Genomic DNA, 25205 nt, shown 5'->3' with positions numbered 1-25205 from the left:
ACGGGCCCGCGCCTCCGCGGCCCACCCCGCGAGGCGCACCCCTTCCCAGGCGCCGAACCGCAGGATCATCCGGATTGCTCCGCACTTCCCGGTTCTCGGACCGGGCTCGTGCCAGGGTCGACTCCTGTTCCCAGACCCGGATCCTTTCCGGAGTTCCCAGGCTTCCGTTCCGGCGTTCCGCCCGGATCCTTCTCCTCGCCCGCCCCCTTGCCCTTCCCCTGCCCTGTCCCCCGTCCCGTCCCCCGGCCTGTGCCCGGACCCGTCTCCGGGTCCGCCCCGGTGCCCTTCCCGGGGGTCTGACCAGGGACGTTTTCGGTGTGCTCCCCCGGGCTCCGGCCCTGGGAACTCCCCGGGACCTGAGCCGGGTCCTGGTGCGGTTCCTTGCCGGACCTTCCGGGGTGCCGGCCGGTGGATTCGCCCGGGTTCTGCGTCGGATCCGTGCCGGGGACCGTCCCCGACCCCTTCTCGGCACCCGTTCCGGGGCCTGTCCCGTGGCTCTCCCCGTGCTTCTGGCCCGGGGGCTTCGCAGTGCCGTGATCGGACCCCTCTTCAGGGTTGCCAGGCTTCCGGTTCTGGCTTCCCACAGGATCATGGTCGGAGCTGGTCCCCGAGCCTTTCTCCTTTACCTTTCCCTGACCCTGACCCTGACCCTTCCCCTTCCCCTTCCCCTTCCCCTTCCCCTTCCCCTTCCCCTGGCCCTGGCCCTGGCCCTGGCCTTGGTCTTGGCCCTGGCCCTGGCCTTGGTCTTGGCCCTGGCTCTTCCCTTTCCCCTGGCCCTGGCCCTGGCCCTGGCCCTGTGCCGGGTCCGGCGTGTCAGCACCCATCCCGGTCCCCTCTTCCGGATTCCGGTCCTGCGCCTTGCCCGGATTCCGGTCCGGCTGCTCGACGGGATGGGCGGGCTTCAGGTCCGGCTTTTCGCCGTGCTTGACCGGCGGGTCCGTCGCGGGCCCCCGCTCGGTGGCCGGTCCGGGAACCCTGCCGGGGTCCGTCGGGCCGGAATTCCGGCTCGGGGCGTTTGCCTCGCCCTTGTCCGGAGTCCTGTCCGGATCCTGCTCCTGCTCCTGCTCCTGCACCTGCACCGAACCCTTTTCGGAGTGTTCGGAGCGTTCGGAATTGCGGCCCTTTCCTCCCTGACTCTCACCCGAGCCCTTGCGGGAGCCCTTCCCCGAGCCCTTCGCCGGTGCCTTTTCCGGATCCGGCGCAGGGGTCTTCTTCGGGTCCGGCGCAGGGGTCTTCTCCGGCTTCTCCCCCTCGTATCGGTGCGGAACCTTTCCCGTGCCCTTGCCCGGGGGCGCATCGGAGTCCGCATGCGGATCGCGGACCTGGTCCTTTCCGGGGACCGCGGGCTTCTGGCCCCGGCCTGCACCTGGAGGCCTCCCCGCGGGCGCCTCCTCGTCGTGGGCCTTGCGCGTGCCCGCGTCGGCAGGCTCCTCCACCGGTCCGGGTCGTAGCGGGGGCAGGACCGGGTACGGCGCGTCGGGCGTCCGGCCTCGCGGCGGCGCGACCTCCTGGTCGTGCCTTCCGGCCTTCACCCCGCCGCTCGGGCGCTCGTACCAGGCCTTCCGGCCCTGATCGAACACCGTGACGGCCTTCACCGGCTTCCGGGCGGGCTTGACCGCGACGAGGTCGGCGGACCGGAACGACGACCACTCCCTGCCGCTGTACGTCTGCTTGCCCTTGACGGCGACGGGCGGGGCCAGCGGGTTGCCGCAGGCGCAGCGGACGCGGGGCACACCGCGGTCGTCGACCAGGACGGAGGTGCCGGCCTGCAGCACCGCCTGGTAGCTGGTGGGCGCGCCGTTCTTGTACCCGTGGTTGGTGACGCGGGTGTCCCAGCCCAGCCGGACCGGGGTCAGGGACCGCAGGTAGGACGGGACCTCGGAATGCCGGATGTGCAAGGGGGCGGCGAAGGCCTTCCCCTTGTCCGGGTGTCGGGCGAGGAACCCGATCTGCTGCTCGACGTCGCAGCTCGCGATGTTCCGCGTGCCCCCGTAAAGCCCTGGGTAGGTCCCGCTGACCTGGAGGGTACGGGTGCCGGTGCGGGGCGCGGCGGCCGCGGTGGGGTCGGCCGGAGTGACCGGTCCAGGGTCGCGGGCCTCGGCCGCCGTGACCGTCGAGGGCGTGAACGGATCGGGGCCGGCGGCCGCCGCGGCCTGGAGGAAGACCTCGCCGCCGGCCGCCTCGTTGCCGCCCATGACGGTGAAGGCGAGCACTGCTGCCGCCGTCATGGCCACCGCGGTGCCGGCGCTCAGCAGCGTCCGCCGCGACCGCCATCCGCGGGTCGGCGCGTCAGGGCGGCTCCGGTCCGGCGGCGGACCCGGATCGCCACCGCCGGTCGGCGGCCCCGGAGGCCCCTGCGGCGGAGGCGGGGGAGGCAGGGGAGGTCCCGGCGGCGGGGGCCCCGGCGGCGGGGGCCGCTCGTTCGACGGGCGGCTGGACAGGGGACCGGACGGCGGGCCGGTGGGGCGCCCGGGCGGCGGAGGTACGGGCGTCACGACGCTCTCCCCCCGGCGTAGGACATCGGAAGGACGATGGTGGTCGGCATGTGATCGCTCCTTGCTGCCGTGACGACCTCCGCGGGTGGACGCGGGCAGGGCCCCCTCTTCTCCGTGAGCCCATGTCCCGAGTAAGCCCCCGGCCGCGGGGCACGTCACGTTCCGACTTCTCGGGTCTTGACAGCCGACCGCCCCCGGCCGGGGGCCGGAGCCGCCCGTGGTCAGGCGATGGTGCCGCCGCCGTCGACGTACACCGTCGAGCCCGTGGTGTACGGGTTGTCGGCGAGGAACAGGACGGCCGCGGCGACGTCGGCCGGTTCGCCGACGCGGCCCACGGGCAGGCGGCCGGCGGCCGCCCCGTACATGGCGTCGCGGGCCTCGGCGGCCAGCCCGTCCCACAGCGGGGTGCGCAGCAGGCCGGGCGATACGGCGTTCACCCTCAGCGGGGCGTACTCCAGGGCCAGGCCGCGCACGAGGGCCTCCAGGGCGGCGTTGACCGCACTCTGCAGGGCGGATGCCTTCCCCGGGCGCTGCGAGAGGTAGCCGGCGACGAGGGTGAGGGATCCCGCCGGGTCGATCGAGACCGAGCGGGCGACGCGGTACGCGCCCCAGAACTTGCTGTCCATGGCGGCGTACGCGTCGGCGAGGGGGAGGGTGTCGACGCGTCCCATGGGGGTCTCGGCGGCGGACACGACGACGTGGTCGAAGGTGCCGGCGGCCTCGGCGAACTCCTCGACCTCGTCGTCGGAGCGGATGTCGAGGGTCTGGGCGGTGGACGTGCCGGCGAGCGGGGCGAGTTCGGCGAGGGCCGCCTGGAGCTTGTGCGGCGAGCGGGAGGCGATGACGGTCTCGGCGCCGCGCCCGGCGAAGTCGCGGGCGGTGGCGAGGCCGACACCGGAGGTGCCGCCGACGATCAGGACGCGGCGGCCTGCGTAGCTGGTCATGGGGGTGTTCCGTCTCCTGTTGCTGGGGGATGGGGGTGGTGGAGGGGCGTCAGGCGGCGGGGGTCGTGGGTACGGGCGCGGGGAGGTCCTCGGAGCGGAGGCGGGCGTACGAGGCCCGCTCCAGGTCGGTGATCTGCACGGAGAGGTCGCAGGCGGTTTCGCGCAGGGTGCGGGCGAAGGCGCGGGTGAGGACGGCGAGGGCAGCCTCGGCCATGGCGGCCTTGGTCTGCGGGGACTTGCCGGCGAAGGTGCGCACGTCGAGGTTGGCGAACGACTGCTCGCGGCTGCCGTCGCCGAGGGCGTACGCGTCCATGCGGACGGCCCGGCTCTTGAAGTCCTGGGGGCGGTAGCCGCCGGCGGCGGCCAGGGCGGTGTGGACCTCGGCGAAGAGGGCGACCGGGGCGAACGGGTCGCGGACGTTGGCCGAGTATTCGAGGACGAGGTGCGGCATGGGAGACCTTTCGGAGGGGGTCAGCGGGTCAGCGGGTGGCGGCGGGGGCCGCGGTGCGCGCGGCGGCCGGGGCGGGGGCCGCGGCCTTGCGGATGCCGGTCGCGCTCAGCGCGGCGGCGACGGCCAGGGCGATGACGGCGGAGACGAGGGCGGCGCGCAGGCCGGAGGTGAAGTGCTCGGAGGCGGCCTGGCCGACGAGGAGGCCCATGGCGGCGACGCCGATGAGGCCGCCCAGCTGGCGGGAGGCGTTGAGGACGCCGGAGGCGATGCCGGCGTTGGCCGGGTCGACGGCGCCGAGCATGGCGTTGGTCATGGCGGGGACGACGAGGCCGATACCGAAGCCGGCGACGAGGAACTGCCCGATCACCGCCGGGTACGAGCCCGAGCCGACGGCCGGGATGGTACCCAGGTAGCCGAGGGCCGCCAGGACGTTCCCGACGAGCAGGACGGCACGGGCGCCGTACCGCTTGACCAGCGGGCCGCAGGACAGGTTCGCGGCCATGATGGCGCCGGTCATGGGCAGGAACGCGAGGCCCGCGGTGATCGGCGAGTAGTCCCAGACCTGCTGGAAGAAGAGGCTGAAGACGAAGATGAGGCCGTAGAAGGCGAAGTTCAGCAGCACACCGATGAGGGAGGTGGCGCTGAACGCGCGGCGGCCGAACAGGTGCAGCGGCAGCATCGGGTCGGCGCTGCGGCCCTCGACGACCAGGAAGCCGGCGAGTGCGGCGGCGAACACCACCAGGCAGGTGACGACCAGGGCGGAGCCCCAGCCCTGGGCGTTGGCCTCGACGACCGCGGTGGTCAGGGCGCCGAGGCCGACGATGGCGAGCAGCTGGCCGGGCAGGTCGAGGGAACGGCGGCGGGAACGGTCACGGGCCGGGGCGGCCTGGGCGTAGCGCTGGGTGAGGAGGATTCCGACGGCGGCGATGGGCAGGTTGACGTAGAAGATCGAGCGCCAGCCGAGGGAGTCGACGAGGAGGCCGCCGACGACGGGGCCGAGGGCGAGGGCGAGGCCGCCGGCGGCGGCCCAGAGGCTGACGGCGCGGGTGCGGCGGGCCGGGTCGGGGAAGTTGGTGTTCACCAGGGAGAGCGAGGACGGCACGATCATGGCCGCGCCGATGCCCTGGAGGACGCGGGCCGCGATGAGGGTGACCAGGGTGGGGGCGGCTCCGCAGGCCAGGGAGGTGGCGGCGAAGAGCGCGAAGCCCAGGACGAAGATGCCCTTGGGGTCGAAGCGGTCGCCGAGCGCCCCCGCGGTGAGGAGGAACGCGGCGAAGGTGAGGGTGTAGCCGTTGATCACCCACTCCAGGCCGGAGAGGCTGCCGCCGAAGTCGGCGGCGAGGGCCTTGGTGGCGACGTTGACGACGCTGACGTCGAGGATCACGACCACGAAGCCCAGGCAGGCCGCGAAGAGGGTCGGTCCGGGCCGGGCTGCGGCGGGGGTTTCATGGCGAGTCACGTGCTCGTCCTTTCGTCGGTGCGGAGGGGCTGGGGCTCCCGGGGCCGACCCGGGTCGGCCCCGGCGGGGCGTGGGGCGGAGCGGGGCGGGGCGAGCCGGTCTCGGCGGCGCTCGGTGCGGGATCGGGCCGGCCCGACCGCGGGGGTCGGTCGGGCCGGCACGACGTGCCCGGCGCCGCAGGGCCGCACGGGCTCTGACCGGCCCCACGGCCCGGAGGGGCCCGGTGGCCGGGCGGATCCGGTGGCCCCGGTGGCCCCGGGCGGCACGGGGGTCGCGGAACAGGGCGACTCCGTAGAATGTTCGTCGAGAGACGAACACTTCGGAGTGTACGCACGGCGTCGAACACTCCGCAATCGGTGACCGGCGCGATCCGGCCACCCCGGAACGGACGGAGAACCGCCATGGCGGCAGCAGACGCCCACCCCGCGCCGGCAGAGCGGCGCCGGGTCGCGGCGCCCCCCGCGGACGCGCCGGGCCACCGCGTACCGCCGGTCCACACCGACCCGGCCGAGGTACCGCTGGAGGCGGCCCTGCTCGCCCTGGCCGACCCGGTACGGCGCACCCTCGTCCGCGAACTCGCGGGCGCCGACGACTGGGAGCGGTCCTGCGGGAGCTTCGACGTGCCGGTCACCAAGGCGACGCTGAGCCGGCACTTCGCCGTCCTGCGGGACGCCGGGCTGCTGGAGCAGCGCGACTCCGGGCCCAAGCGGCTCAACCGGTTGCGGCGGCCGGAGTTCGACGAGCGCTTTCCCGGACTGCTCGACCTGGTGCTGCGGCCGTAGCCGCGGATGGAGCTGCGGACGGACCGGCGCCGGCGGGGCCTCCCGGCCGGAGCAGGCGCTCGTGCAGGGCCCGCGCCACCGCCCGCGCCGTGGCCGGGTCCGTGGCCGGAGTGCCGTGGGCGAGGGCGAGGGAGAGCCCGCCGGCGAAGGTCGCGGCGTGCAGCACCAGCGCGTAGTTGGCTCCTGTCCGGTTCACGACCGTCCGGAAAGCGGTCACCCGGCCCGCGTGGGTGCCGAGCGCGGGATCGACGACGCCCACGTTGGTGATGCAGATCCCGGGCGCCGCGGTCGCGGCGGCCGCCGCCCCCACCGCCTGCCGGATCGCTGCGTGGTCGCGCCGGGGCGGGAGCCAGCGGGCGTCCGCCTCCCGCAGCGCCGCCCCGTACGCCCGGGCGGTCGCGTCGGTGCGGCCGGCGGGGTCCGGGCGTACGGGGACGCCCACCACATTGATGAAACAGCCGACGTCGGGGAGCACGGCCTCCGGATACCGCCCCCGCAGGGAGACCGCGGTGAGCAGCCGGACCTCCGGGCGGCCCGCGACCCCGGTCCAGGCCTCGGCGAGGGCCGCGCCCAGGAACTGGTTCACCGTCACTCCCCGGGCGCGGCACCAGGACTTCAGCGCGGTGGTCTGCTGCGGGGTCAGTTCCAGGGCCGTGAAGTCGGCCGTGCGGTCCGCCCACCGGGCGGCGGCCGCGAACGGCACGGGCTCCGGGAGCACGGCCGGGGGCTCGCCGGGCGCCTCGGGCGCACCCGGCGGGCGGTATTCCAGCTCGTCCGCGTCCGGCGGAAGGCGACGAACGTCCGTGAAGGGCTGCACCACCCCGGCGCCGGCCCCGGCCCCGGCCCCGGCCAGCGGAACGGCCGCCGCGCCGCGGCCCGCCGTGACCGGCAGGCGGTCGAGGAGCGCCCGCAGGACGGCGCCCGTCGAATGCCCGTCCGAGATCGCGTGGTTGCGGGTGAAGAACAGGTGGGTCTCCCCCGTCGCCCGGACCGCGCGCAGCCGCCACAGCGGGCCCCCGGTCGGCAGGACGTCGTTCAGCTCCGCACGGAGCACCTCGTCCGGGGTACGGGCCCCCGGGAACGGTCCGTACCGCATCTGCTCGGCCTCCGGGCCCGGCGGCCCCTCGCGGAACCACAGCCCGTCCGGCCGCTCCTCGATCCGCAGCCGCAGCAGCGGCACGTCCTGCGCCCAGCCGCGCACCGCCCGCTCCAGCACGGCGTCCGGCAGGGCGCCGCGGACCGAGAGCCGGGTGGCGACCTGCGTGGTGCCGCGCATCAGCGCGTGGGTGTACGCGAACGCCGCCTCGACATCGCTGAGCCGGCGCGGCACACCGGCCGGGAGCGGCGCACCGGCCGGGCTCACCGCCCCCACTCCTGCCCGCTGCGCCCGTCCGCGGGCCGGCCCCAGGCGAGGGGGTGGGCGAACCGGACCCCGTGGCTGGTCACGTCGACGGCCACCCGGTCGCCGTCGGCGGTCCGGAAACCGCCGTGGAAGCTGCTGCGGTCGGCGCCGATGTAGACGTAGTGGACGCGGCCCGGCCGGTGCAGGGACCGGTGGGCGAACAGACGGTCCATCATGGCCGCCACGTCGTAGTGGATGGCGTCGGTGCCGGTCGTGAACGTCCCCTTCCAGGCCGGGGCGCCGTCGCGCTCGATGACGACCTCGCCGGTCGCCGAGCGCGGCGGGGCGTCGAGGTGCAGCCAGGGGGCGATGCCGGCGTCGCAGAGCTTGGCGTACGACAGGTGGCCGGCGTGCTGCTTGAACCGGCCGATGTCGGTGAGGTCGTTGCCGAAGGTGTGGCCGGCGTACCGGGGCACGCCGTCCGCGTCGCCGACGTACACGAGGACGACCTCGGCCTCCTCGCACACGGCGATGGCGTCCCCGGGGACCGAGAGCGGCTCCCCCGGCAGCCTGAGGGTGTCGCCGAGCCCCTTGACGAACCAGTTGGGCTGGTCCGGGACACCGGTGTCGATCTTGACGTTGTGGGTCATCATGAAGCCGCTGACCAGGGCGTCGCCGATGTGGGCGGGCAGCAGCGGCGGTCGCATCCGCACCAGGTGGCGGTCCTCGGCCGACACCTCGACCGCGGGCCGGTCCGCCAGCAGTGCGGTGACGGCGGCGGCCCGGTCGTCCGCGCCACCGGTCCGGGCGAGGAGGGCGGCGAGGTCGTCGTCCTCGCGGAGCCGGTGCAGGCGCAGCGGGGCGTCGTCGTCGGGGATGCCCAGCCCGATGTGGCGGGCCTGGTCGTGGGTGCACTCGAAGAGCACCGTCATGGTCGGATCTCCTTGGGGCGTCTGCGCGTCAGTACGTCGGAGGGTCGGGGTGCGGGGGCATCGGGCGTCGGCGTCGGCGTCGGGCGTCGGGCGTCGGGCGTCGGGGTCAGTCCATGAGGATTTCGACGAGGACCGGCTTGCGGTGGGCCTTCAGATGGGCGACCGCCTCGCGGACCGTGGGTGCGACGTCGCCGATCTTCTCGACGCGGGGCAGCGCGTGGAGCCCGTACGACCGGGCCATGGCGACGAAGTCGACGGGGTGGTCGTAGAAGCTGGTGGCGATGTGCGCGCGGTCGATGTCGCGGTCGCGGTTGCCGGCGATGCGCTGGGCGTGCTGGGTGGAGTTGAGGTAGAGGCGGTTGTTCATGACGACGACGAGCAGCGGCGCGTCCTGTGCGGCGAGCGTCCACAGGGCGCTCGGCGTGTAGAGGAAGTCGCCGTCCGCCTGGAGGTCGATGCAGACGGTGTCGTCGTCGCGGTGGGCGAGCGCCGCGCCGACGGAGGCCCCGAGGCCGTAGCCGAGCCCGCCGCCGCCGTTGAGGCCGAGGTAGCTGCCGGGGCGCTCCAGCGGCCACAGTTTCTTGACCCAGCCGTCGATGGTCAGGCTGCCGGTGTTGGCGAGGATCCACTCCTCGTCGCGGACGGCCTTGTGGATCTCGTCGACGGCACCCGCGACATGGATGTGCTCACGCTGCTTCAGTTCCTCGGCCTCGCGGGACCAGTCCGCGCGGGCCCGTACGTGGGCGCCGGCGAGGGCCGCGGTGCGCTCGTCGCGGCGCGCGGTGAAGCCGGGGTCTGCGAAGGGGCCGGCCGGGTCGTCGGCGACGGTGCGCAGGGCGGCGATCGAGGCCGCGGTGTCGGCGGCGATCGACCGGGTGACGGGCACGAACTGCTGGTAGTCAGCGGCCCATTTGCTCGTGAGGAGCTCGTTGAAGCCGAGGGTGACGACGTCGGCGCCGTTGGCGGGGAGGCCCTGGTCGGTCAGCGGGAGGAAGGCGCCGAGCGCTCCGACGAGGTCCTGGACCTCCAGTGCGATGACCAGGTCGGCATCGGCGACGACCTCGGTGCCGGTGTGGCTGACGTTGAGGGGGTGGGTGTTGGGGAAGTTGAGGCGGTTGCCGCGGTCGATGACGGCCAGGCCTAGGGACTCGGCCAGGGCCACGAGCGGGGCCACCGTCTCGGGGTCGCGGCCGGAGAAGTCCACGACGAGGACGGGCATGCGGGCGGCGAGCAGCCGTCCGGTGAGGTCCCGCACGGTCTCCCCGTCGAGCGGGGGCAGCCGCGTGGGCTCGGTCGCGGTCGCCGGGTAGAGGCGTACGCCGTCCTCCAGGGGCTGCTCCTGGGTGTCGAAGTCGAGGGCGACGAACACCGGGGCGTGCATGGGGGTGTTCATCAGCTTGAAGGCGCGGGTGAGGGACTCGACCGTGGCGCGCTGGCCGACGGGCTGGTCGCACCACTTCACGTAGTCCTTGACGACGGACTCGATGTTCTGCGAGGTGTGGATCCAGTCGATCCAGGGGCGCCGCTTGCCGGCGTCGACGGGGCCGTTGCCGCCGAGCACGAACAGCGGGACCCGGTCGCACCAGGCGTTGAAGACGGCCATCGAGGCGTGCAGCAGGCCGACGTTGGCGTGCACGAGCACGCCCATGTGGCGGCCGCTGGCCTTGTGGTAGCCGTGGGCGATCGCCACGGCGATCTCCTCGTGGCAGGCCATCACGATCTGCGGTGCGACGGCGGCGTTGTCGGCGTGGACGAGGGAGTCGTGGACCCCGCGGAAGGAGGCCCCGGGGTTGAAGACGACCGTGTCGATGCCCTGCTGGTGCAGGAACTCCACGACCAGGTCGGAGAAGTAGGTGGTCGTCATGCGTGGTGGTCCTCGATGCGGTCGGTACGGGGGGCGGAGTGGGCGCCGACGGGGTGGGCGGCGGCGGAGTGGGCGGCGGCGGGCGCCGCGGGGCGCCAGGCCGGGTCGCCCTCGGTGCGTCGGGCAACGGCCCAGCGGTCGGCCCGGGCGTTGAGTTCGAGGCCGAAGCCGGGGCCGGTGACGGGGCGGACGGTGTTGGCCTCCCGGTCCACGGCGGGCCGCGGGGAGACGATCATGTCGGGGAAGAAGCGGTCGGACTGGCCGGCCTCGACGGTCAGGGCGTCGGGGTGTCGGAAGGCCAGGGCCCGGCCCGCGGTGATCAGCGGCCCCACTTCGGCGACCTGCACGCCGATCTGGAAGCCGAGGCCGTGCTCGCGGGCGAACGCGGCGAGCCGGGCCGCCGCGACCGGGCCGCCGTTCTTGGCGACCCGGATGTTGAGGGCGTCGCAGGCGCCGTGGGCGACGGCCGCGCGGGCGTCGTCCAGGGTGCACACGGACTCGTCCAGCATGATCGGCAGACCGCCCTCGGCGCGGAGCCGGGCGAGTTCCGCCCAGGCCCGCTGGGGCAGCGGCTCCTCGATGAAGGTGGCTCCGGCGTCCCGCAGGGCCTGCACGTGGCCGAGGGCCTCGTACGGGGTCCAGCTCATGTTGGCGTCCACCATGACCGGGACCCGCTCGCCGAGGCGGGCCCGGATCCGGGCGACGGTGCGGACGTCGTGCGCGATGTCGTACGAGGCCTTGACCTTGATGAAGTGGAACGGTCCGCGGGTGTCGAGGAACGCGTCGGTGTCGAGGCTGAGGTCGAGGACCTGGGAGACCGGCAGGGCCGCGGGGGGCCCGGCGGCTGCGTCACGCGGTCCGCCGGGAACCAGTTCCGCGCCGGACAGGCCCAGCCGCTTGCCGAGCAGGTCGAGCAGCGCGGTCTCCACGAGGCAGTGCAGGTTGGTGCCGCCGGGCAGACGGTAGACGGCCGCGGCGCCTTCGCGGAGCAGCCGGGCGAGCAGGTCCACCGGGTCGGCGCCGCGCAGGCTCGCCGCGACGGCCTCCAGGGGGAGGCCCTGCAGGGCGGCCGTGACCGAGGCGGTGGTCTCGCCGGTCACGTACCGTCTCGGGGCGCACTCGCCGATGCCCCGGAAGCCGTCGACGTCGAGGGCGAGGACGAGGCTGTCGGAGGCGGAGCGCTTGCGGGCGGGATGGTCGAAGCCGACCGCCATGGGCAGTTCGACCCGGTACAGCCGGGCCGTTGCCGGCTCAGGCATTGCGGTCCAGCCCCTGGAGGAGGGTGAAGGCCGAGGCCCAGTCGACCAGCCGGGACCGCACGTCGGTGTAGAAGAGGTAGTGCTTGTCGGTGGCGAAGCGGAGGAGTGCGCCGTCGCTGGCGGTCATCCGCAGGAAGGTCGCCTGCGCGTCGTCGAGGTCGACGATGGGGTCGGTGATCCCGGAGACGAAGGCCGCGGGCACCGACGGCAGGGTGCGCTGCGGGTCCATGTACATGCGCTCCAGCTCCAGGAGGGTGGCCCGGGAGCGGCGCGTCAGCAGGCGCACGGCCAGGTCGTCGTGGTCGATGAAGTGCCGGTGGCGCGTGTCGTCGGTGAAGTCCTCCGACTTCAGTCCGGCGTCCCACGGCTCCTCGCCGGTGTCGGCGGCGAGCGCCCGCCGCTGGTCCTCGTCGAGGGTGGCGTGGAGCTTGCCGAGCCAGGCGGAGCAGAAGACGGCCGCGTCGTAGCGGGTGGTGAAGCCGGGGTGGTGGAGCAGGGCGGCGAGGAAGGAGCCGCCGAGGCAGTGCCCGAACAGCGACAGCGGCGCTTCGTCCCCGATCATGCCCCGGACGTGCGCGATCGCCGTGGTGTAGTCGTCGAGGACGGTCCGCGCGCCGGGCAGCTCGTTCCGGGGGCCGCCGCTGATGCCGCTGCCGCGCCGGTCGAGGACGAAGAAGGCGATGTCGTTGTCGGCGAACTGCGGCCCGACCTCCCACAGCCAGCCGGCGTGCGACTGGAGTCCGTGGAAGTAGAAGACGGCGCCCTTGACCTCGCCCCTGGGGCGCCACAGGTGCAGGGCGAGTTCCGCGCCGTCGACCGGCAGGCCGATGATCTCCCGACGGATGTTCTGCGGAGGCCTCTTGGTCTCGATCATCTGTGTGCGCTCCCCTTCAGTGTGCGGTGACGGCGTCGACGAAGTCGATGTCGCGCTGGAACGGCTTGTACTTGTACTGCGTGGCGTTGCCGGCCTGCCTGCGGCTCTCGACGTACGCGCTGATGGCGTCGGGTCGTACGGTGAGCACCTCGATCGGTCCGAGCCGGCCGCTGTCGCGCTTGGACGCGTACTCGATGTTGATCTCGTGCAGGGCGCCGTCGACGGCGGCGGAGAGGGTGCGGTCGAGTTCCGCGGAGGGCTCGGGCACTTCGGCGACGACCACGTAGCTCGGCGGTTCGGCCCAGCGGGGGCCGCACATGTAGAGCCCGGTGCGCAGGCCGGAGGCGGCGAGGCCGCGGGTGATGGCCTCGGTGACCTGGGCCTCGGTGATCTTCTCGCCGGTGAAGGAGTGGAAGATGCCGTCGCGGTGCACGAAGTGGACCCAGGGGGTGCCGTCGACGACCCGGTCGACGTGGTAGACGTCCCCGGTCCACAGCCGGTAGAGGCCGTTGCCCTGAGTCATGATGAGGTGGTAGTCGCGGCCCTGTTCGACCTCGTGGACGAGCAGGGTGTCGATCCGCCCGCCCGCTTCGACGAGTTCGCCGAGCGGCACGTCGGCCGGGACGAACTCGAAGAACGCCTGGCCCACGGCGAGGGGCTGGCTGTGGAGGGAGTCGTCGACGGGGATGGTGGTGACGCCCTCGGTGCCGCAGCTCATGAAGGGGAGCTTGGCGACGCCCGGGAACACGGCGTCCAGCTGGGCCGCGTACAGCCCGGCGGAGGCGGACAGCCAGCAGGTGTAGAGGGTGAGGGAGGGCCAGAGGTCCTTGAGCGTGAACCGCGGTGTCCGCAGGACCCGTTCCAGGTGCGCCGCTGCGTGCTCGTCCGGCTCGGTGTGGGGACGGCCCTCCAGGGTCCCCGCGCGCAGGTCCCGCACCAGGGCCGGACCGTGCGCCTCCACCAGGTCGCGGAGCGAGAGCAGGGTGCTGGGGTTGATGGAGGAGATGTAGTGCAGGTCCTTGCCGACGAGGTGGCGCAGCCGGTGGTACATGCGGCCCTCGTGGCCGGCGGGGACGTCCGGCCCGAACCACGGGGACTCGAACCACGGGGGGTTCCAGTCACGGCTGTTGATCTGCGGGTGGCGGTTGCTGACGGCCTGGTGCTCGATGCCGTGGACGAAGTCGAAGACGTCCTCGCGGACCGTCTGCGTGTCGAGGGTGGCGTACGGGTGGTCGAGCAGCTCGGGATGGTGCTCCAGGTAGGTCCCCCACATCGCCTTCATGGCCGGGATGCGGTAGGTGAGGAGCCAGTGCAGGGTGTACGGGACCCGCTTCGGGGTTCCGGTGGTGCCGCTGGTCTTGAGCCAGCGCATGACGGGGCTGCAGGTCAGGATGCCGCCCTTGGTGCGGGTCTCGCGCTCGATCTCGGGGACGAAGTCCTCGTAGCGCATGACCGGCAGGACCGAGCGGAACCGGTCGTGGTCGGCGGCGACGGCGTCGTAGCCGCGCTCGCGCCAGTGGACCGACCCGGCGCTCATGTCGATGACATCGGCGAGCACCCGGCGCTGGGCGGTGAGCGGGTCCTTCAGGTCGACCAGCAGGTCCTGGCGGGCCTGCCGGCACTCCTGCGCGAAGGGCTCGCGCCGCTCCAGCCAGTGCTTCTGCCAATGCGGTATGTCCACAACTGCTCCCGAAAAGGTATGGATCCGGGCCGCTGCGGCCCGAAAACGTCTCGAACGTCAGGGGACGGAGGGGTGGGAGGGGAACCGCGGCGCGGTCAGCGGTCGATGTAGGCCATCATGCGGTCGTTGTAGCGGGGCCCGGCGACCTGGTCGCGGCGGACGGCCGCGTCGACGGCGGCGAGGGAGTCGGCGTCGAGGCGGACGGCGGCCGCGGCGGTGTTCTCCTCCAGGTAGCTGCGCCGCTTGGTGCCGGGGATCGGCACGATGTCCTCGCCCTGGTGCAGCGCCCAGGCGATGGCCAGCTGGGCGGGGGTGAGGCCGCGGGCCTCGGCGAGTGCGCGCACGGTGGCGGCGACCGCCACGTTCTGGTCGTAGTTGGCGCCCTGCAGGCGCGGGTCGTGGTGGCGGAAGTCGTCCTCGGGGTAGTCCTCGGCGCGCAGTACGCCGCCGGTGAGGAAGCCGCGACCCAGCGGGCAGAAGCCGACGAGTCCGATGCCGAGCTCGCGGAGCACCGGCAGGACGTCGTCCTCCAGGTTGCGCTCCCAGACGGAGAACTCGCTCTGCACGACGGACAGCGGGTGGACGGCGTGGGCGCGGCGGATCGTGGAGACGCCGGCCTCGCACAGGCCGAGGTAGCGCACCTTGCCCTGTTCGACCAGGCCGGCCATGGCCCCGACGACCTCCTCGATGGGGACCTTGGGGTCGACGCGGTGCTGGTAGAGCACGTCGACGTGGTCCGTGCCCAGGCGCTTCAGCGAGGCCTCGACGACCTCCACGATGTGCGACGGGCGGCTGTCGGCCTCGGCGGTGGTGCCGTCCTTGAGCTTCATGGGGAAGCCGAACTTGGTGGCGATGACGGCCTGTTCGCGCCGCCCCTTGAGGGCCTGGCCGAGCAGCACCTCGTTGTCGTACGGGCCGTAGGCCTCGGCCGTGTCGAAGAGGGTGTACCCGAGTTCCAGGGCCCGGTGCACCGTCGCGATGGACTCGCGGTCGTCGGTGGCGCCGTACCACTGGCTCATTCCCATGCAGCCGAGGCCGAGTTCGGAGACTTCGAGGCCCTGGCTGCCCAGCTTGCGCAATCCAAGCATGCGTCACTCCTTGTTCGAGAAGGCGGGGTTGGGGCAAGGGGCCGGACCGGGCGGGGGAGGCCGGACCGGCCACTCACGACCGGAACTCAAGCACAAACATGTACTTGAGTTCAACTGTTGACCCAAGGCCAGATTCGACTTCGACGATCAGCCGCGAGCGGCCCGGCCAGCACGGGGCGGATGTCGCCAACTCCGGGTGAACCGGGCGGGTCTGCGAGGTAACAGAGCAGGTCGCAGGCCTTTAACGCCGTCTTTACAAAGGACTGGAGAACAAGTTTGGCCTTACATGTATTTTTGGACTGGTCACCGATCAGGAAGGCGCTTCAGTGGACACAGTTGGCGCGATTGCGATCGTCGGCATGGGATGCCGGTTCCCCGGAGCCGCGGGGACCGACGAGTTCTGGCACCTGCTCGAACGGGGCGGCGAGGCGGTCACCGCCGTGCCCCGCGACAGGTTCGACGCGGAGGCCCTCTACGCCGGACCCGCCCCGGCCCCGGGCCGGTTGAGATCCCGGCACGGCGGCTTCCTCGACGACGTGCACGCCTTCGACGCGGCCTTCTTCGGGATCTCGCCCCGCGAGGCACGCACGATGGACCCGCAGCAGCGGATGCTGCTCCACGTCGTGTGGGAGGCCCTGGAGGACGCCCGCATCCCGCCCTCCTCCCTCGCGGGCAGCACCACCGGCGTGTTCGTGGGCCAGGCCACCGCCGAGTACGCCGATGCGCTCGGCGCGGTCGGCACGGGCGACATCCGTGCCATGGCGGGCAGCGGACTGCGGGCCGTCACCTCCGGGCGGGTCAGCCACGCACTGGACCTGCGCGGACCGAGCCTCACCCTGGACACGGCCTGCTCCTCCTCGCTGGTGGCCGTGCACACCGCGCGTCAGAGCCTGCTCGCCGGCGAGTGCGACCTGGCCGTGGCCGCCGGGGTCAACGTCATCCTCTCCCCGCGCGACGCCATCGCCTACTCACAGGGCGAGATGCTCTCGCCGGACGGCCGCTGCAAGTTCGGCGACGCGTCCGCCGACGGGTTCGTGCGCAGCGAGGGGATCGGGGCGGTCCTGCTCAAGCGCCTGCCCGACGCCCTCGCGGACGGCGACGACGTCCACGCCCTGCTGCTGGGCAGCGCCGTCACCAACGACGGCCGGGGCAGCGGGCTCCTGCTCCAGCCCGCCGTCTCGGGCCAGGTGGCGATGCTCACCGCGGCCTGGCGCAGCGCCGGGATCGCCCCGGGGCAGGTGGACTACGTCGAGGCGCACGGCACCGGCACGACGGTGGGCGACACCGTGGAACTCCGCGCCCTGGCCGAGGCACTGGCCGCCGACGACGCGGAGCAGGACGGGGAGCACGGCGGAGCCGGGGAGGGCCGGAGCATCGGGAACCGCGGGCGCCGTCCGCTGCTCACCGGATCCGTGAAGACCAACATCGGGCACGCCGAGGCGGCCGCCGGCATCGCCGGCCTCATCAAGGCCGTCCTGATCGCCCGGCACCGCCGGGTACCCGCCTCCCTGCACGCCACCACCCCGCACCCGCTCCTCGCCGAGGAGGGGTCCCCGGTCGAACTGGTCCGTCACACCACGCCGCTGCAGCCGCGGGGCGAGCGCGCCGTGCTGGGGGTCAGCTCCTTCGGGCTCTCCGGCACCAACGCCCACGTGGTGGTCGGGGAGTACCGGGAACCGGGCCGGGCGGAGAACGAGCGGGCGGAGTCCGGCAGGGGCCGGGCGGAGGGTGAACGGGCGAAGAGCGCATCCGGTGGGGTGTCCGGGGCCGCCGAGCTGCTCGTGCTCAGCGCGCGTTCGTCCGCGTCCCTGCTCGCGCTGGCCGAGCGGTACGCCGCGCACCTCGAACCCGGTGGCGCCGGCCGGCCGCACCCGCTGCGCGAGACGTGCCGGTCCGCCGCAACGGGCCGGGACGCGCACCCCTTCCGCCTCTGGGCGGTCGGCACCACCCACGACGAGCTGGCCCGCACCCTGCGCCGGCTGGCGGCCGGCGAGCCGACCCCGGACGGGGGCGTCCACGAGGCCGGGTTCGGCGGCGCCCGCCGGGTGGCCTTCGTCTTCCCCGGCCAGGGGTCGCAGTGGCGCGGCATGGGCAGCGGACTGCTGGCCTCCTCCCCCGCGTTCCGCGCGGCCCTGGAGGAGTGCGATGCGGCCGTCCGGGAGGAGCTCGGCTGGTCGGTGGCCGACCTGCTGCGCGGCGGCGGGGATATATCCGACGCCGTCGAGGTGGTGCAGCCGGCCCTGTGGGCCGTCGAGGTGGCCCTGGCCGCGCACTGGCGGGCCATGGGGGTGGATCCCGACCTGTGCGTGGGCCACAGCATGGGCGAGGCGGCCGCGGCCTGCGTCAGCGGGGCCCTGTCGGTGCGCGATGCGGCCCGGGTGATCTGCCGCCGCAGCACGCTGATGCAGCGGCTGGCCGGGCGCGGCGCCATGCTCGCCACCGAGCTGCCGCCCGAGCAGGCCCGCGAGCTCGCGTCGGCGCACGAGGGCCGGGTGTGCGTGGCGGTGGAGAACTCCCCGCGGGCGACCGTGCTCGCCGGCGACCCCGAGGCCCTCGCCGCGATCGGGGCGGAACTGGAGCAGCGCGCCGTCTTCAGTCGCCCGGTCAAGGTGAACGTGGCCTCGCACTCCCCCGTCATGGACGAACTGCGCCGGGAACTGCCCGCTCGGCTGCGGGAGCTGCGGCCGGCCGTCCCGGGGATCCAGATGTTCTCGACGGTGCGCTGCGCCCCCGTGCAGGACGCCGAGCTGGACGGCGACTACTGGATGGACAACCTCCGGCTGACGGTGCGGTTCGCGGAGTCCGTGCAGCAGGTCGTGAAGACCGGGGAGGTCGTGTTCGTCGAGGTCGGCCCGCATCCGCTGCTCGCCCAGGCCCTGATCGACTGCCAGGAGGAGGCGGGCGTGCCCGTGGCCGTGGTGACGACGCTCGCCCGGCAGCAGGACGAGCCCCTGTCCGTCCTGCGCGCTCTGGGCCGGGCCTTCGCCCTGGGCGCGGCGGTCGACTGGCGGCGCCTGTACGGGGACCGCCCTGCGGGCGGCGGCCGGGCACGGGTGCCGCTGCCGCGCTACGCCTGGGACACCGACGAGCTCCGAGCGCAGGCGGCGCCCGTACCGGCGGTCACCGCCCCGGCGTCCGCGGCGGGAGCCGGCGGGTTCGAGCGGCGGGTGCGGCTGTCGCGGCTCGGACTGACCGAGTACGGCGGGGGCGTGCAGGCGTGGGGCCGGGCGGTGGTGCCTCCGGTGGCGTACTTGCGGCTGGTGGCCGAGACCGTACGCGACCTCGCGGGAGACGGGCCGGTGACGCTGGAGGACGTCCGGCTGGAGGGAGCCCTTCGACTTCCCGCGGCGGGATCGGCCGACGAGCTGCCGACCATGCTCCGGATCGTGTGCGAACCTGCGCCCGGGGAGGAGGCGTACCGGTTCGTCGTCGATGCGGTCCCCGGTGGTGGGACGGATGGCGCGGGCACGATCGTCCGGTGCGTGTCGGGCACCGCCCGGCCCTGCGGGCAGCCGCAAGCCGTGGACCTCGACGGTGCGCTGACCCGGTGCGGGGAGTACGTACCGGCCGGCGAGTTCTACCGACGGGCGGAAGGACGCGGTTACAGCGTATCGACCGCGCTGCGCGGCGTGCGGCAGCTGTGGCGGCGCGACGGCGAGGCCGTGGCCCGGCTCCACACGGCCGCGGGGGGCGGGGCCGCGGTGGAGGCGGGCCTGCTGGCCATGCTGGGGTCCTGGCCGCGGTACGGCGCCCCGGAGGACCGGACCCGGGCCTACCTGCCGGTGTCGTTCGAGCGGGTCTTCCTCGGGGAGGAGCCCGTCGGTGAGTTCTGGAGCACGGCCGGGTTCGCGCCCGGGCCGGGAGGCGGCGGGGCGCGTTGCGATGTGGCGCTCGTCGGGGCCGACGGGCGGGTGCTCGCCGAGTTCCGGGGCATCGCGCTGACGCCCCACGGGGAAGAACCGGTTCCCGCGCCGCTGTCGGCGGCGGCTACGGCGGCGGCTGTGGTTGCGGCTGCGGGAACGGCAGTTGCGGCCGGGGCCCGGCCCGCCGTGGTCACGGCGTCGCCCGTCGCCACCGCGGACGTCCACGCCCGGATCGCGGCGGTGCTCGGCACGAGCGCGGAGCGCCTCGACCGCAGGCGGCCGCTGGCCGACCTGGGCCTGGACTCCCTCATGGCCGTGCAGTTGCGGCGTATCCTCCAGGTCGAGTTCGGGACGGACATCCCGACGCGCCGGCTCCTCGACGGCGAGACCGCCGCCGGGATCGAGTCAGCCGTCACCCCTTCCATTGAACCGTGATGCATCGATGGACTATGGTGCAGAAATGGGTGGGCGAGGCATGCCGCCGCCCACGCGGCCGGGGGAGCTCGCCACCCGTCAACGGGAACACGCGACAAGCCCTTTGGGGCCGTAAGAGGAGACAGCCTATGACCGTCGAGCACACGCATGAAGTACCACCAGCCGGCAGGCGCGAGCGCAGCAGGCGGCGCGTGCACGACAACCTGTACAGGGCAGCCCTCGAGTTGTTCGCCGAGCAGGGATACGACGGCACCACGATCGACCACATCACCGAGCGGGCCGATGTGGCCCGGGGCACCTTCTTCAACCACTTCCAGAAGAAGGAGGACCTCGTCACCACCTGGGCCGAGCACCGCCGCCAGAGCCTCGAACGCGCGATGGAGTCGTCCCTGGCCCTCCAGGACGACGTCACCGTGCAGCTGGAGCGGTGCATGGCCACGCTCGCCGACTTCAACGAGGCGGAACAGGACCTGACCCGGGTGATGCTCACGGCCTGGGTGAAGTCGGGCCAGCCGCTCCTGGAGGAGCCGCACTACGCCGGATACGTGTTCACCCAGGTGATCTCTGCGGGCCAGGCCCGCGGCGAGGTCGCCGCCGACGTCGACCCGGTGCTGGCCGGCAACCTGCTCCGGGACGCCTACCTGGGGCTCCTCTACCGCTGGACCCAGGCGCCCGAGAGCCGGGCTCCGCTGCACGTGGAGCTGCGCGCCCTGTTGAGGATCGCCCTCACCGGCGTCCTCTCGTACGCCCAGCGCGGCTGGAGCCCCAGGGCGGCTCCGGGCACCGGGACGCCGTAACGCCCTCCGGCCGCCGTCCGGCCGGGTCGGGGGCGCGGGCCGACACCTGCCGCCCGCCCGCGCCCCCGGCCCACGGCCGTCGCCCGCGACCCCTGCGGCCACTCGGGGAGGGAGGTTGCCGTCCGGCCGGCTACTGCATCAGCTCGATGTGGGGATGCTCCGGCGCCGCCGGACAGACGTAGACCTGCTGTCTGTATCCGCTGCCGATCTGGATCCCTGTCGGTTGCAGCGTGTCGCGGTGGCGGGGGTCGGCCGGGGACGCGGCGGCCTGGTCCTCGTACGGGATCCAGCTGCGGCTGGTGCTGTCCCATTCGAACGTGTCGATGCTCAGCAGCGGGTCCATCGGGGTGTCGCACGCGGGGCAGGGCCGGGGAGCGGGGTCGGTGTAGCCCCACATGGGCCAGCCGCCGACCTTCCAGCCGGGGGCGACGGACAGGTGGCTCCCGTAGAACGAGGCCGGGTAGGGGGCGTAGGAGCTGTCCACACCGGCGCCGGCCGCCTGCCACCTGCTCCAATCCCCGATCTGCTCCCGCAGTTCCTTGCTCAACTCCATGGGGTCGGGGTACTCGGTGACCTGCTCCGGCGCGAGCACGCACGGCTCCGGCAGGTATTCCTCGACCACCAGGGGCGGCTCCGGGGGCGAGGTGAGGATCTCGGTGACAGCGGCTGCGGACCGCCAGACCAGCACGGTCCTGGGCATGTAGTGCTCCGGAGGGTGGTCGAAGGGGCACCACAGCACCTGGAGCAGATCCGCCCCGCCGTGCGCGGGCGGGCGCAACTCGGGGATGTCACGCACGTAGAGCTGGGCCAGGGGTACCAGGGCGACCGGGCCCTCGAGCCATGTGCTGTCGTGCCAGGTCTCGTCGGAGTTGAGCCGGTCCAGGACCGCTTGCTCCTCAGGCGTGTACTGGGGAACCTGGGGAGCGCCGTCCGGGTGCATCGCCTCGCTCGCCCGGATGCGCTGCTCGAGGCGCAGCTCGGCCAGCGCGTGCTCCCCACCCTCGTGCGGGGCGTCGCAGTGCGGCCACGGCTCGTCGGCGGGCCACAGCAGCGGCCCGCCGATCGAACTGTCGTGCACCGAAGGAGCTCCTCGGCGGGGATGTAACCGGGTCGCCGTGCGCGCCAGCGGGGCCAGTCGGGGGAAGACCGAGGTGACGTCGAGCGGTCGCGGTGGAGTGGTACGGACGATGTTCATGGCGACGATGCTGCCACCACCCTCTGACACCGGATGCCTGCGGTGTGGGGCCCGCCTAGACGCCGGGGGCGAAGGTCACGGGGAGGCTCATGGGGCCGCGCAGGCCGCCGGGGCGCCAGTGGATCTCCTTCGGCGGCACCGCGAGGGCGAGCCCCGGGAGTCGGCGCAGGGCCGTGCCGATGGCGATCCGGCCCTCAAGCCGGGCCAGCGGAGCGCCCAGGCAGTAGTGCACGCCGTGGCCGAACGCCAGGTGGGCGTTGTCCTGCCGGGTGATGTCCAGGCGGTCGGGGTCCGGGAACCGCCCCGGGTCGCGGTCGGCGATGGCCGAGGCGATCAGCACGGTCGCGCCGCGCGGAATCGCCACGCCCGCGATCTCGACGTCCTCGCGGGCGAAGCGGGCGATGCCGGGGCTGACCGGGCCGTCGTAGCGCAGGAACTCCTCGACCGCGCCCGACAGCAGCTCGGGGTCGGAGCGCAGCAGTTCGAGCTGGTCCGGGTGGGCCAGCAGCATGGCGATGCCGCCGCCGATCAGGTTGACGGTGGTGATGTAGCCGGCGGCCAGCAGCAGGAACACCATGGCGATGAGTTCGTCCTCGGTGAGCTGCTGTTCCTCGTCGCGGGCCGCGATGAGGCCGCTGAGCAGGTCGTCGCCGGGGTGGGCGCGCTTGTCCCGGATGAGGCCGGTGACGTACGCGCGCATGTGCTGCCACGCCTCGTTGACCACGGCCGGGTCCACTGGCTCCGCTCCCCGTGTGAGCATGCGGTCGGTCCAGTGCTGGAAGTCGTGGCGGTCGTCGACGGGGACCCCGAGCAGTTCGCCGATCACCGCGACCGGCAGCGGGAGCGCGAAGTCCGCGACGAGGTCGGCCCGGCCGACAGGGACGACCGCGTCCAGCAGCCGGTCGGTGAGGGCTTGGATGCGGGGCTCCATCGCGGCGACCCGTCGGGCGGTGAACGCCTTGGAGACCAGGCGGCGCAGCCGGGTGTGGTCGGGCGGGTCGCTGCGGAGCATGTTGCTCAGCATCGAGTCGCGCTCCGTCTCGGGTAGCTGCCGGAGGAGCCGCTGGTCGGCGGCGTCGCGCACGTCGCTGCTGAGGCGGGAGTCGGAGAGGGCCGCGAGCCCGTCCTCGTAGCGGGTGACGAGCCAGGCCTCCAGGCCGCCCGCGATGACGGCGCGGCGCACCGGGCCCTCTTCGCGCAGCTGCCGGTAGAGGGGGAAGGGGTCCGCGACGAAGGCCGGATCGGCGTAGGGCAGAAGGACCGGCCGCTCGCTCAAGATGCCTCCCGGAGGACGTCGCCTGCCTGTCGGGAACGAGGCTATCGGACCAAGTCGTTGCGAATGCCGGTTTTCGTTCCGTTGTACCGATGTGCACCTGCCTGGTGCGTGCACGGTGGATCGGGCGGGCCCATGGTCTCAGTGGGGGTCCCTAGCCTTGCGGCATGATCCGGACCACTGCTCAGGACGTCCTCCCGCCCGTGGCGCCCGTGCGCCGGCTCGCCGCACCGCTCACCGGGATCGCCGAGACCGTCGACCCGAGGAGTGTGCACAGGGCGGGCTGGATCTGGTGCTGGCCGCGCGCGTGCGCGAGATCGGGTACGCGCTGCTGTCCGGGCGGACCCTGCCGTTCCTGCTGGCCACGCCGACCTGGGACACGGGCGCGCTGGACGCGGCCGAGCTGGTCGAACGGCTCGCGGAGTACCGGCGTTCGGGCGTCCGGCCCGGAGCGGCCGACTTCGGTCAGGCGCTCCTGCGCGTACGCCGTGACGGCCCGGACGCCGCGGCGGCCGCCGCGGCCGCGGCCCGGCTCGGGACCGCCGAGGGCGACCGGCTCGCCGCCTGGCTCGGCCCCGACGGTGCGCCGGGGACGCCGCTGCGCCGGATCGGCGGACCCGGCCCGCGGGCCCACCGGTCCTGGGCTCGGCCCGGGGCCGCCGTGCCGCAGGTCGTCTTCGCAAGCGGTGGACGCCCGACCCTGCTGCGGGACTTCCCGGACGCCTTCCACTGGCCGGGGCGGCCGCACGAGGGGTTCACCCAGTGCTACCACTGGCACGGAGGGCACCCCGTACGGGCCTCGGTGCTGCCCGAGGACCGGGATGCGCAGGCCGCGTGGCTGCTGCCGTCGGTGACACTGGCCGCGACGGTCAGCGCCCACGGGGACGCCTGGATGCTGCCGCACCTCGCCCGGCTGGGCGCGCAGCACCCGGAGCAGCGACGTCCGGCGGTGCAGGCCCTGCTGGTGCTGGCAGCTCGGGGCGAGCTCGACGCCGGGCTGCTCGGCAGGGAACTCGCCGCCGTGGCGGTCCTCGGCACGGTCAAACCCAACCGGCTGGCGGACGCGGTCCGTTCGGTCGCGGAGGCGGGCGCGTGCGCCACGGTGTGGGCCGTCCTCGCCGAGGCGCTCCCGGGCTTCCTGCCGTCGGCGCGGGCTGCGGGCGAACTGCTGGCCGTCGCCGCCGACTGCGCGGAACGCAGCGGGGCGCGGGAACCGGTCCCGCCCGAGGTGGCGGCGGTCGCGGCCCGCCGCGGTTCCCACCGCCCGGCCGCGCCGGCCCGCCGCCTGGCCGCCGCCCTCACCGCCGCGTAGCGGATCGGGCGTGCGGCCCCGAGCGCGGCCCGCAGACGGGGCGGGCAGCCGCGTTTTCTCAGCCGTGCACCCCTTCGGTGGGGGCCGTGGCTCGGCCGAGCTCGGCGGCCGGAAAGGGTGTCCTCTTGCTCTCCGAAAGGAGCCGGTGGTGGAAGCCGTCCAGGACGACGGCGGCCCGCGCATGCCGCTCGACGATCGCTGCGATCTCCGGCAGCACACCGTCGGGCCTTCGACCCTCGATCCACTCCTGTAGGAACGCGCCCGGTTCCGTACCGCCCCGGAGGCGATCGACGAGGTGGTAGTGGAGGAGGTGGGCCGCCGTGTAGTGGCGGTCGTAGGCGAGATGGTCCGAGAGGAACTGCTCCTCGGCCGCCGAAAGCTCGAACCCTGAGCTCAGGGCCAGTCCGAAGTCCGCGAAGTAGATCAGCCGGCCGTCGGTCAGGACGTTGCGGAAGTGGGCGTCGAAGTGCACGAGCCCGCGGGAGCTCATGAACGCCGCACCCCGCGCCAGGGCGTCCTCCGCCCACGTGTAGGGAGAGCCGTCCCCGTCGGGCGCCGCGTTCTCCCGGTGCTCGTGCAGCCACGCACCGAGTGTCTGCGGCACGTGCTCCAGGAAGAGCACCAGGCTGCGGGAGGAGCGGCCGATGGCCTCCAGCCGCTCCCGTACGGCCCGAGACCCCTCCCAGTGTGCGACCGCGCCGTCGACTCCCCCGAACGCGTCCACGAACCCTTCGGGAGGGGAGTCGGGCAGCACGCGCCAGTGGTACGTCAGGGGAAAGCCCTCGTACTCCCTCCCCAGGACCCAGTGGGTGGTCATGGTGTGGACGGCGAGCTCCCGCCAGGCACCGAACCCGGCCGAGCCCACTCCGTACTGGTAGAACGTCGGCAGGCCGAACAGGTTCGCCGTGGACCGGACGTTCTCCGGCCGGGTCTCGACGTCCGTCAGCGGCACCCTCTTGACGAAGACCCGCGTCCCGTCGACGTCCAGTTCCGCGCACCGGCCGCCGATGCCGGATCCGACCGGAGGAGCGGACGCCACGACCTCGCCGAGTCGCCGGTCGCTCAGCAGGGACAGACGGGTGGCCGTGGCCCCGTAGGCAGCCAGCCGCGCGGCGTGGCGGGACTCAAAGTGGGGCATCGACGGCTCCTCGGTGCCCCG

At 73.7% G+C, this 25205-nt stretch carries 18 protein-coding genes; 4 read left to right on the top strand and 14 right to left on the bottom strand.

Features of this window, described 5'->3' with window-relative positions; all coding sequences use genetic code 11:
• Positions 1–65: 65 nt before the first annotated feature.
• The 4 genes from ACZ4VL_RS02975 to ACZ4VL_RS02960 all read right to left on the bottom strand — a co-directional run bounded on the left by ACZ4VL_RS02975 (position 66) and on the right by ACZ4VL_RS02960 (position 5349).
• The gene (locus ACZ4VL_RS02975) at positions 66–2228 is read right to left on the bottom strand and encodes a DUF6777 domain-containing protein (protein WP_468195001.1); all 2163 of its coding nucleotides are present in this window, start codon (positions 2226–2228) and stop codon (positions 66–68) included.
• A 488-nt stretch (positions 2229–2716) separates the two neighbouring features.
• Positions 2717–3439: an SDR family oxidoreductase gene (locus ACZ4VL_RS02970; RefSeq protein ID WP_468194998.1), complete on the bottom strand. Its 723-nt coding sequence runs from the start codon at positions 3437–3439 to the stop codon at positions 2717–2719.
• A gap of 49 nt (positions 3440–3488) precedes the next feature.
• Positions 3489–3890, bottom strand: a complete 402-nt coding sequence (locus ACZ4VL_RS02965; RefSeq protein ID WP_468194995.1) for a 5-carboxymethyl-2-hydroxymuconate Delta-isomerase — start codon at positions 3888–3890, stop codon at positions 3489–3491.
• A 28-nt stretch (positions 3891–3918) separates the two neighbouring features.
• Positions 3919–5349 (bottom strand): MFS transporter, encoded by a 1431-nt coding sequence (locus ACZ4VL_RS02960; protein ID WP_468194992.1) that lies wholly within the window; start codon positions 5347–5349, stop codon positions 3919–3921.
• A 401-nt stretch (positions 5350–5750) separates the two neighbouring features.
• Here ACZ4VL_RS02960 and ACZ4VL_RS02955 point away from each other — a divergent pair, with 401 nt between their 5' ends.
• Positions 5751–6131 (top strand): ArsR/SmtB family transcription factor, encoded by a 381-nt coding sequence (locus tag ACZ4VL_RS02955; RefSeq protein WP_468194990.1) that lies wholly within the window; start codon positions 5751–5753, stop codon positions 6129–6131.
• Here the strand turns inward: ACZ4VL_RS02955 and ACZ4VL_RS02950 are convergent.
• The 7 genes from ACZ4VL_RS02950 to ACZ4VL_RS02920 form a co-directional block, all read right to left on the bottom strand.
• Complete coding sequence (locus tag ACZ4VL_RS02950) at positions 6061–7494, bottom strand: phthiocerol/phthiodiolone dimycocerosyl transferase family protein (RefSeq protein ID WP_468194987.1); 1434 nt, start codon at positions 7492–7494, stop codon at positions 6061–6063. The two genes, ACZ4VL_RS02955 and ACZ4VL_RS02950, sit on opposite strands and share 71 nt — an antisense overlap.
• A complete protein-coding gene (locus ACZ4VL_RS02945) occupies positions 7491–8405 on the bottom strand; it encodes an FAH family protein (RefSeq protein ID WP_468194984.1) in 915 nt (304 codons plus the stop codon). Before ACZ4VL_RS02945 ends, ACZ4VL_RS02950 begins: the two co-directional genes overlap by 4 nt.
• A 106-nt stretch (positions 8406–8511) precedes the next feature.
• Entirely contained in the window at positions 8512–10269 is a 1758-nt protein-coding gene (locus ACZ4VL_RS02940) for a thiamine pyrophosphate-binding protein (protein WP_468194981.1), read from the bottom strand.
• Positions 10266–11528, bottom strand: coding sequence for an enolase C-terminal domain-like protein (locus ACZ4VL_RS02935; protein ID WP_468194979.1), 1263 nt, complete (start codon positions 11526–11528; stop codon positions 10266–10268). The genes ACZ4VL_RS02940 and ACZ4VL_RS02935 overlap by 4 nt, the downstream gene beginning before the upstream one ends.
• Entirely contained in the window at positions 11521–12402 is an 882-nt protein-coding gene (locus tag ACZ4VL_RS02930) for an alpha/beta fold hydrolase (RefSeq protein WP_468194976.1), read from the bottom strand. Before ACZ4VL_RS02930 ends, ACZ4VL_RS02935 begins: the two co-directional genes overlap by 8 nt.
• Positions 12403–12418: 16 nt before the next feature.
• Positions 12419–14083: a GH3 family acyl-acid amido synthetase gene (locus tag ACZ4VL_RS02925; RefSeq protein ID WP_468194973.1), complete on the bottom strand. Its 1665-nt coding sequence runs from the start codon at positions 14081–14083 to the stop codon at positions 12419–12421.
• 95 nt (positions 14084–14178) lie between these two features.
• Positions 14179–15171, bottom strand: a complete 993-nt coding sequence (locus ACZ4VL_RS02920) for an aldo/keto reductase (RefSeq protein ID WP_468194971.1) — start codon at positions 15169–15171, stop codon at positions 14179–14181.
• 326 nt (positions 15172–15497) lie between these two features.
• Here ACZ4VL_RS02920 and ACZ4VL_RS02915 point away from each other — a divergent pair, with 326 nt between their 5' ends.
• Together ACZ4VL_RS02915 and ACZ4VL_RS02910 are read left to right on the top strand one after the other, a co-directional pair.
• Positions 15498–19469 carry a type I polyketide synthase gene (locus ACZ4VL_RS02915; RefSeq protein ID WP_468194969.1) on the top strand — a complete coding sequence of 1324 codons (3972 nt, stop codon included), beginning with the start codon at positions 15498–15500 and terminating at the stop codon, positions 19467–19469.
• Between the two features lie 128 nt (positions 19470–19597).
• A complete protein-coding gene (locus ACZ4VL_RS02910) occupies positions 19598–20266 on the top strand; it encodes a TetR/AcrR family transcriptional regulator (protein ID WP_468194967.1) in 669 nt (222 codons plus the stop codon).
• Positions 20267–20396: 130 nt separating this feature from the next.
• Here the strand turns inward: ACZ4VL_RS02910 and ACZ4VL_RS02905 are convergent, their stop codons facing one another.
• The gene (locus ACZ4VL_RS02905) at positions 20397–21461 is read right to left on the bottom strand and encodes a hypothetical protein (protein ID WP_468194964.1); all 1065 of its coding nucleotides are present in this window, start codon (positions 21459–21461) and stop codon (positions 20397–20399) included.
• Positions 21462–21516: 55 nt separating this feature from the next.
• Positions 21517–22737: a cytochrome P450 family protein gene (locus ACZ4VL_RS02900; protein WP_468194962.1), complete on the bottom strand. Its 1221-nt coding sequence runs from the start codon at positions 22735–22737 to the stop codon at positions 21517–21519.
• A gap of 289 nt (positions 22738–23026) precedes the next feature.
• Between ACZ4VL_RS02900 and ACZ4VL_RS02895 the strand changes: the two genes are divergently transcribed.
• Entirely contained in the window at positions 23027–24046 is a 1020-nt protein-coding gene (locus tag ACZ4VL_RS02895; RefSeq protein WP_468194960.1) for a DUF7824 domain-containing protein, read from the top strand.
• Between the two features lie 58 nt (positions 24047–24104).
• Here ACZ4VL_RS02895 and ACZ4VL_RS02890 read toward each other — a convergent pair whose 3' ends face one another.
• Positions 24105–25184 (bottom strand): protein kinase family protein, encoded by a 1080-nt coding sequence (locus ACZ4VL_RS02890; RefSeq protein WP_468194958.1) that lies wholly within the window; start codon positions 25182–25184, stop codon positions 24105–24107.
• Positions 25185–25205 lie beyond the last annotated feature (21 nt).

This window comes from Streptomyces sp. NPDC029014 (genome assembly GCF_055564695.1).
This window is presented reverse-complemented; position numbering and strand designations above follow the sequence as displayed.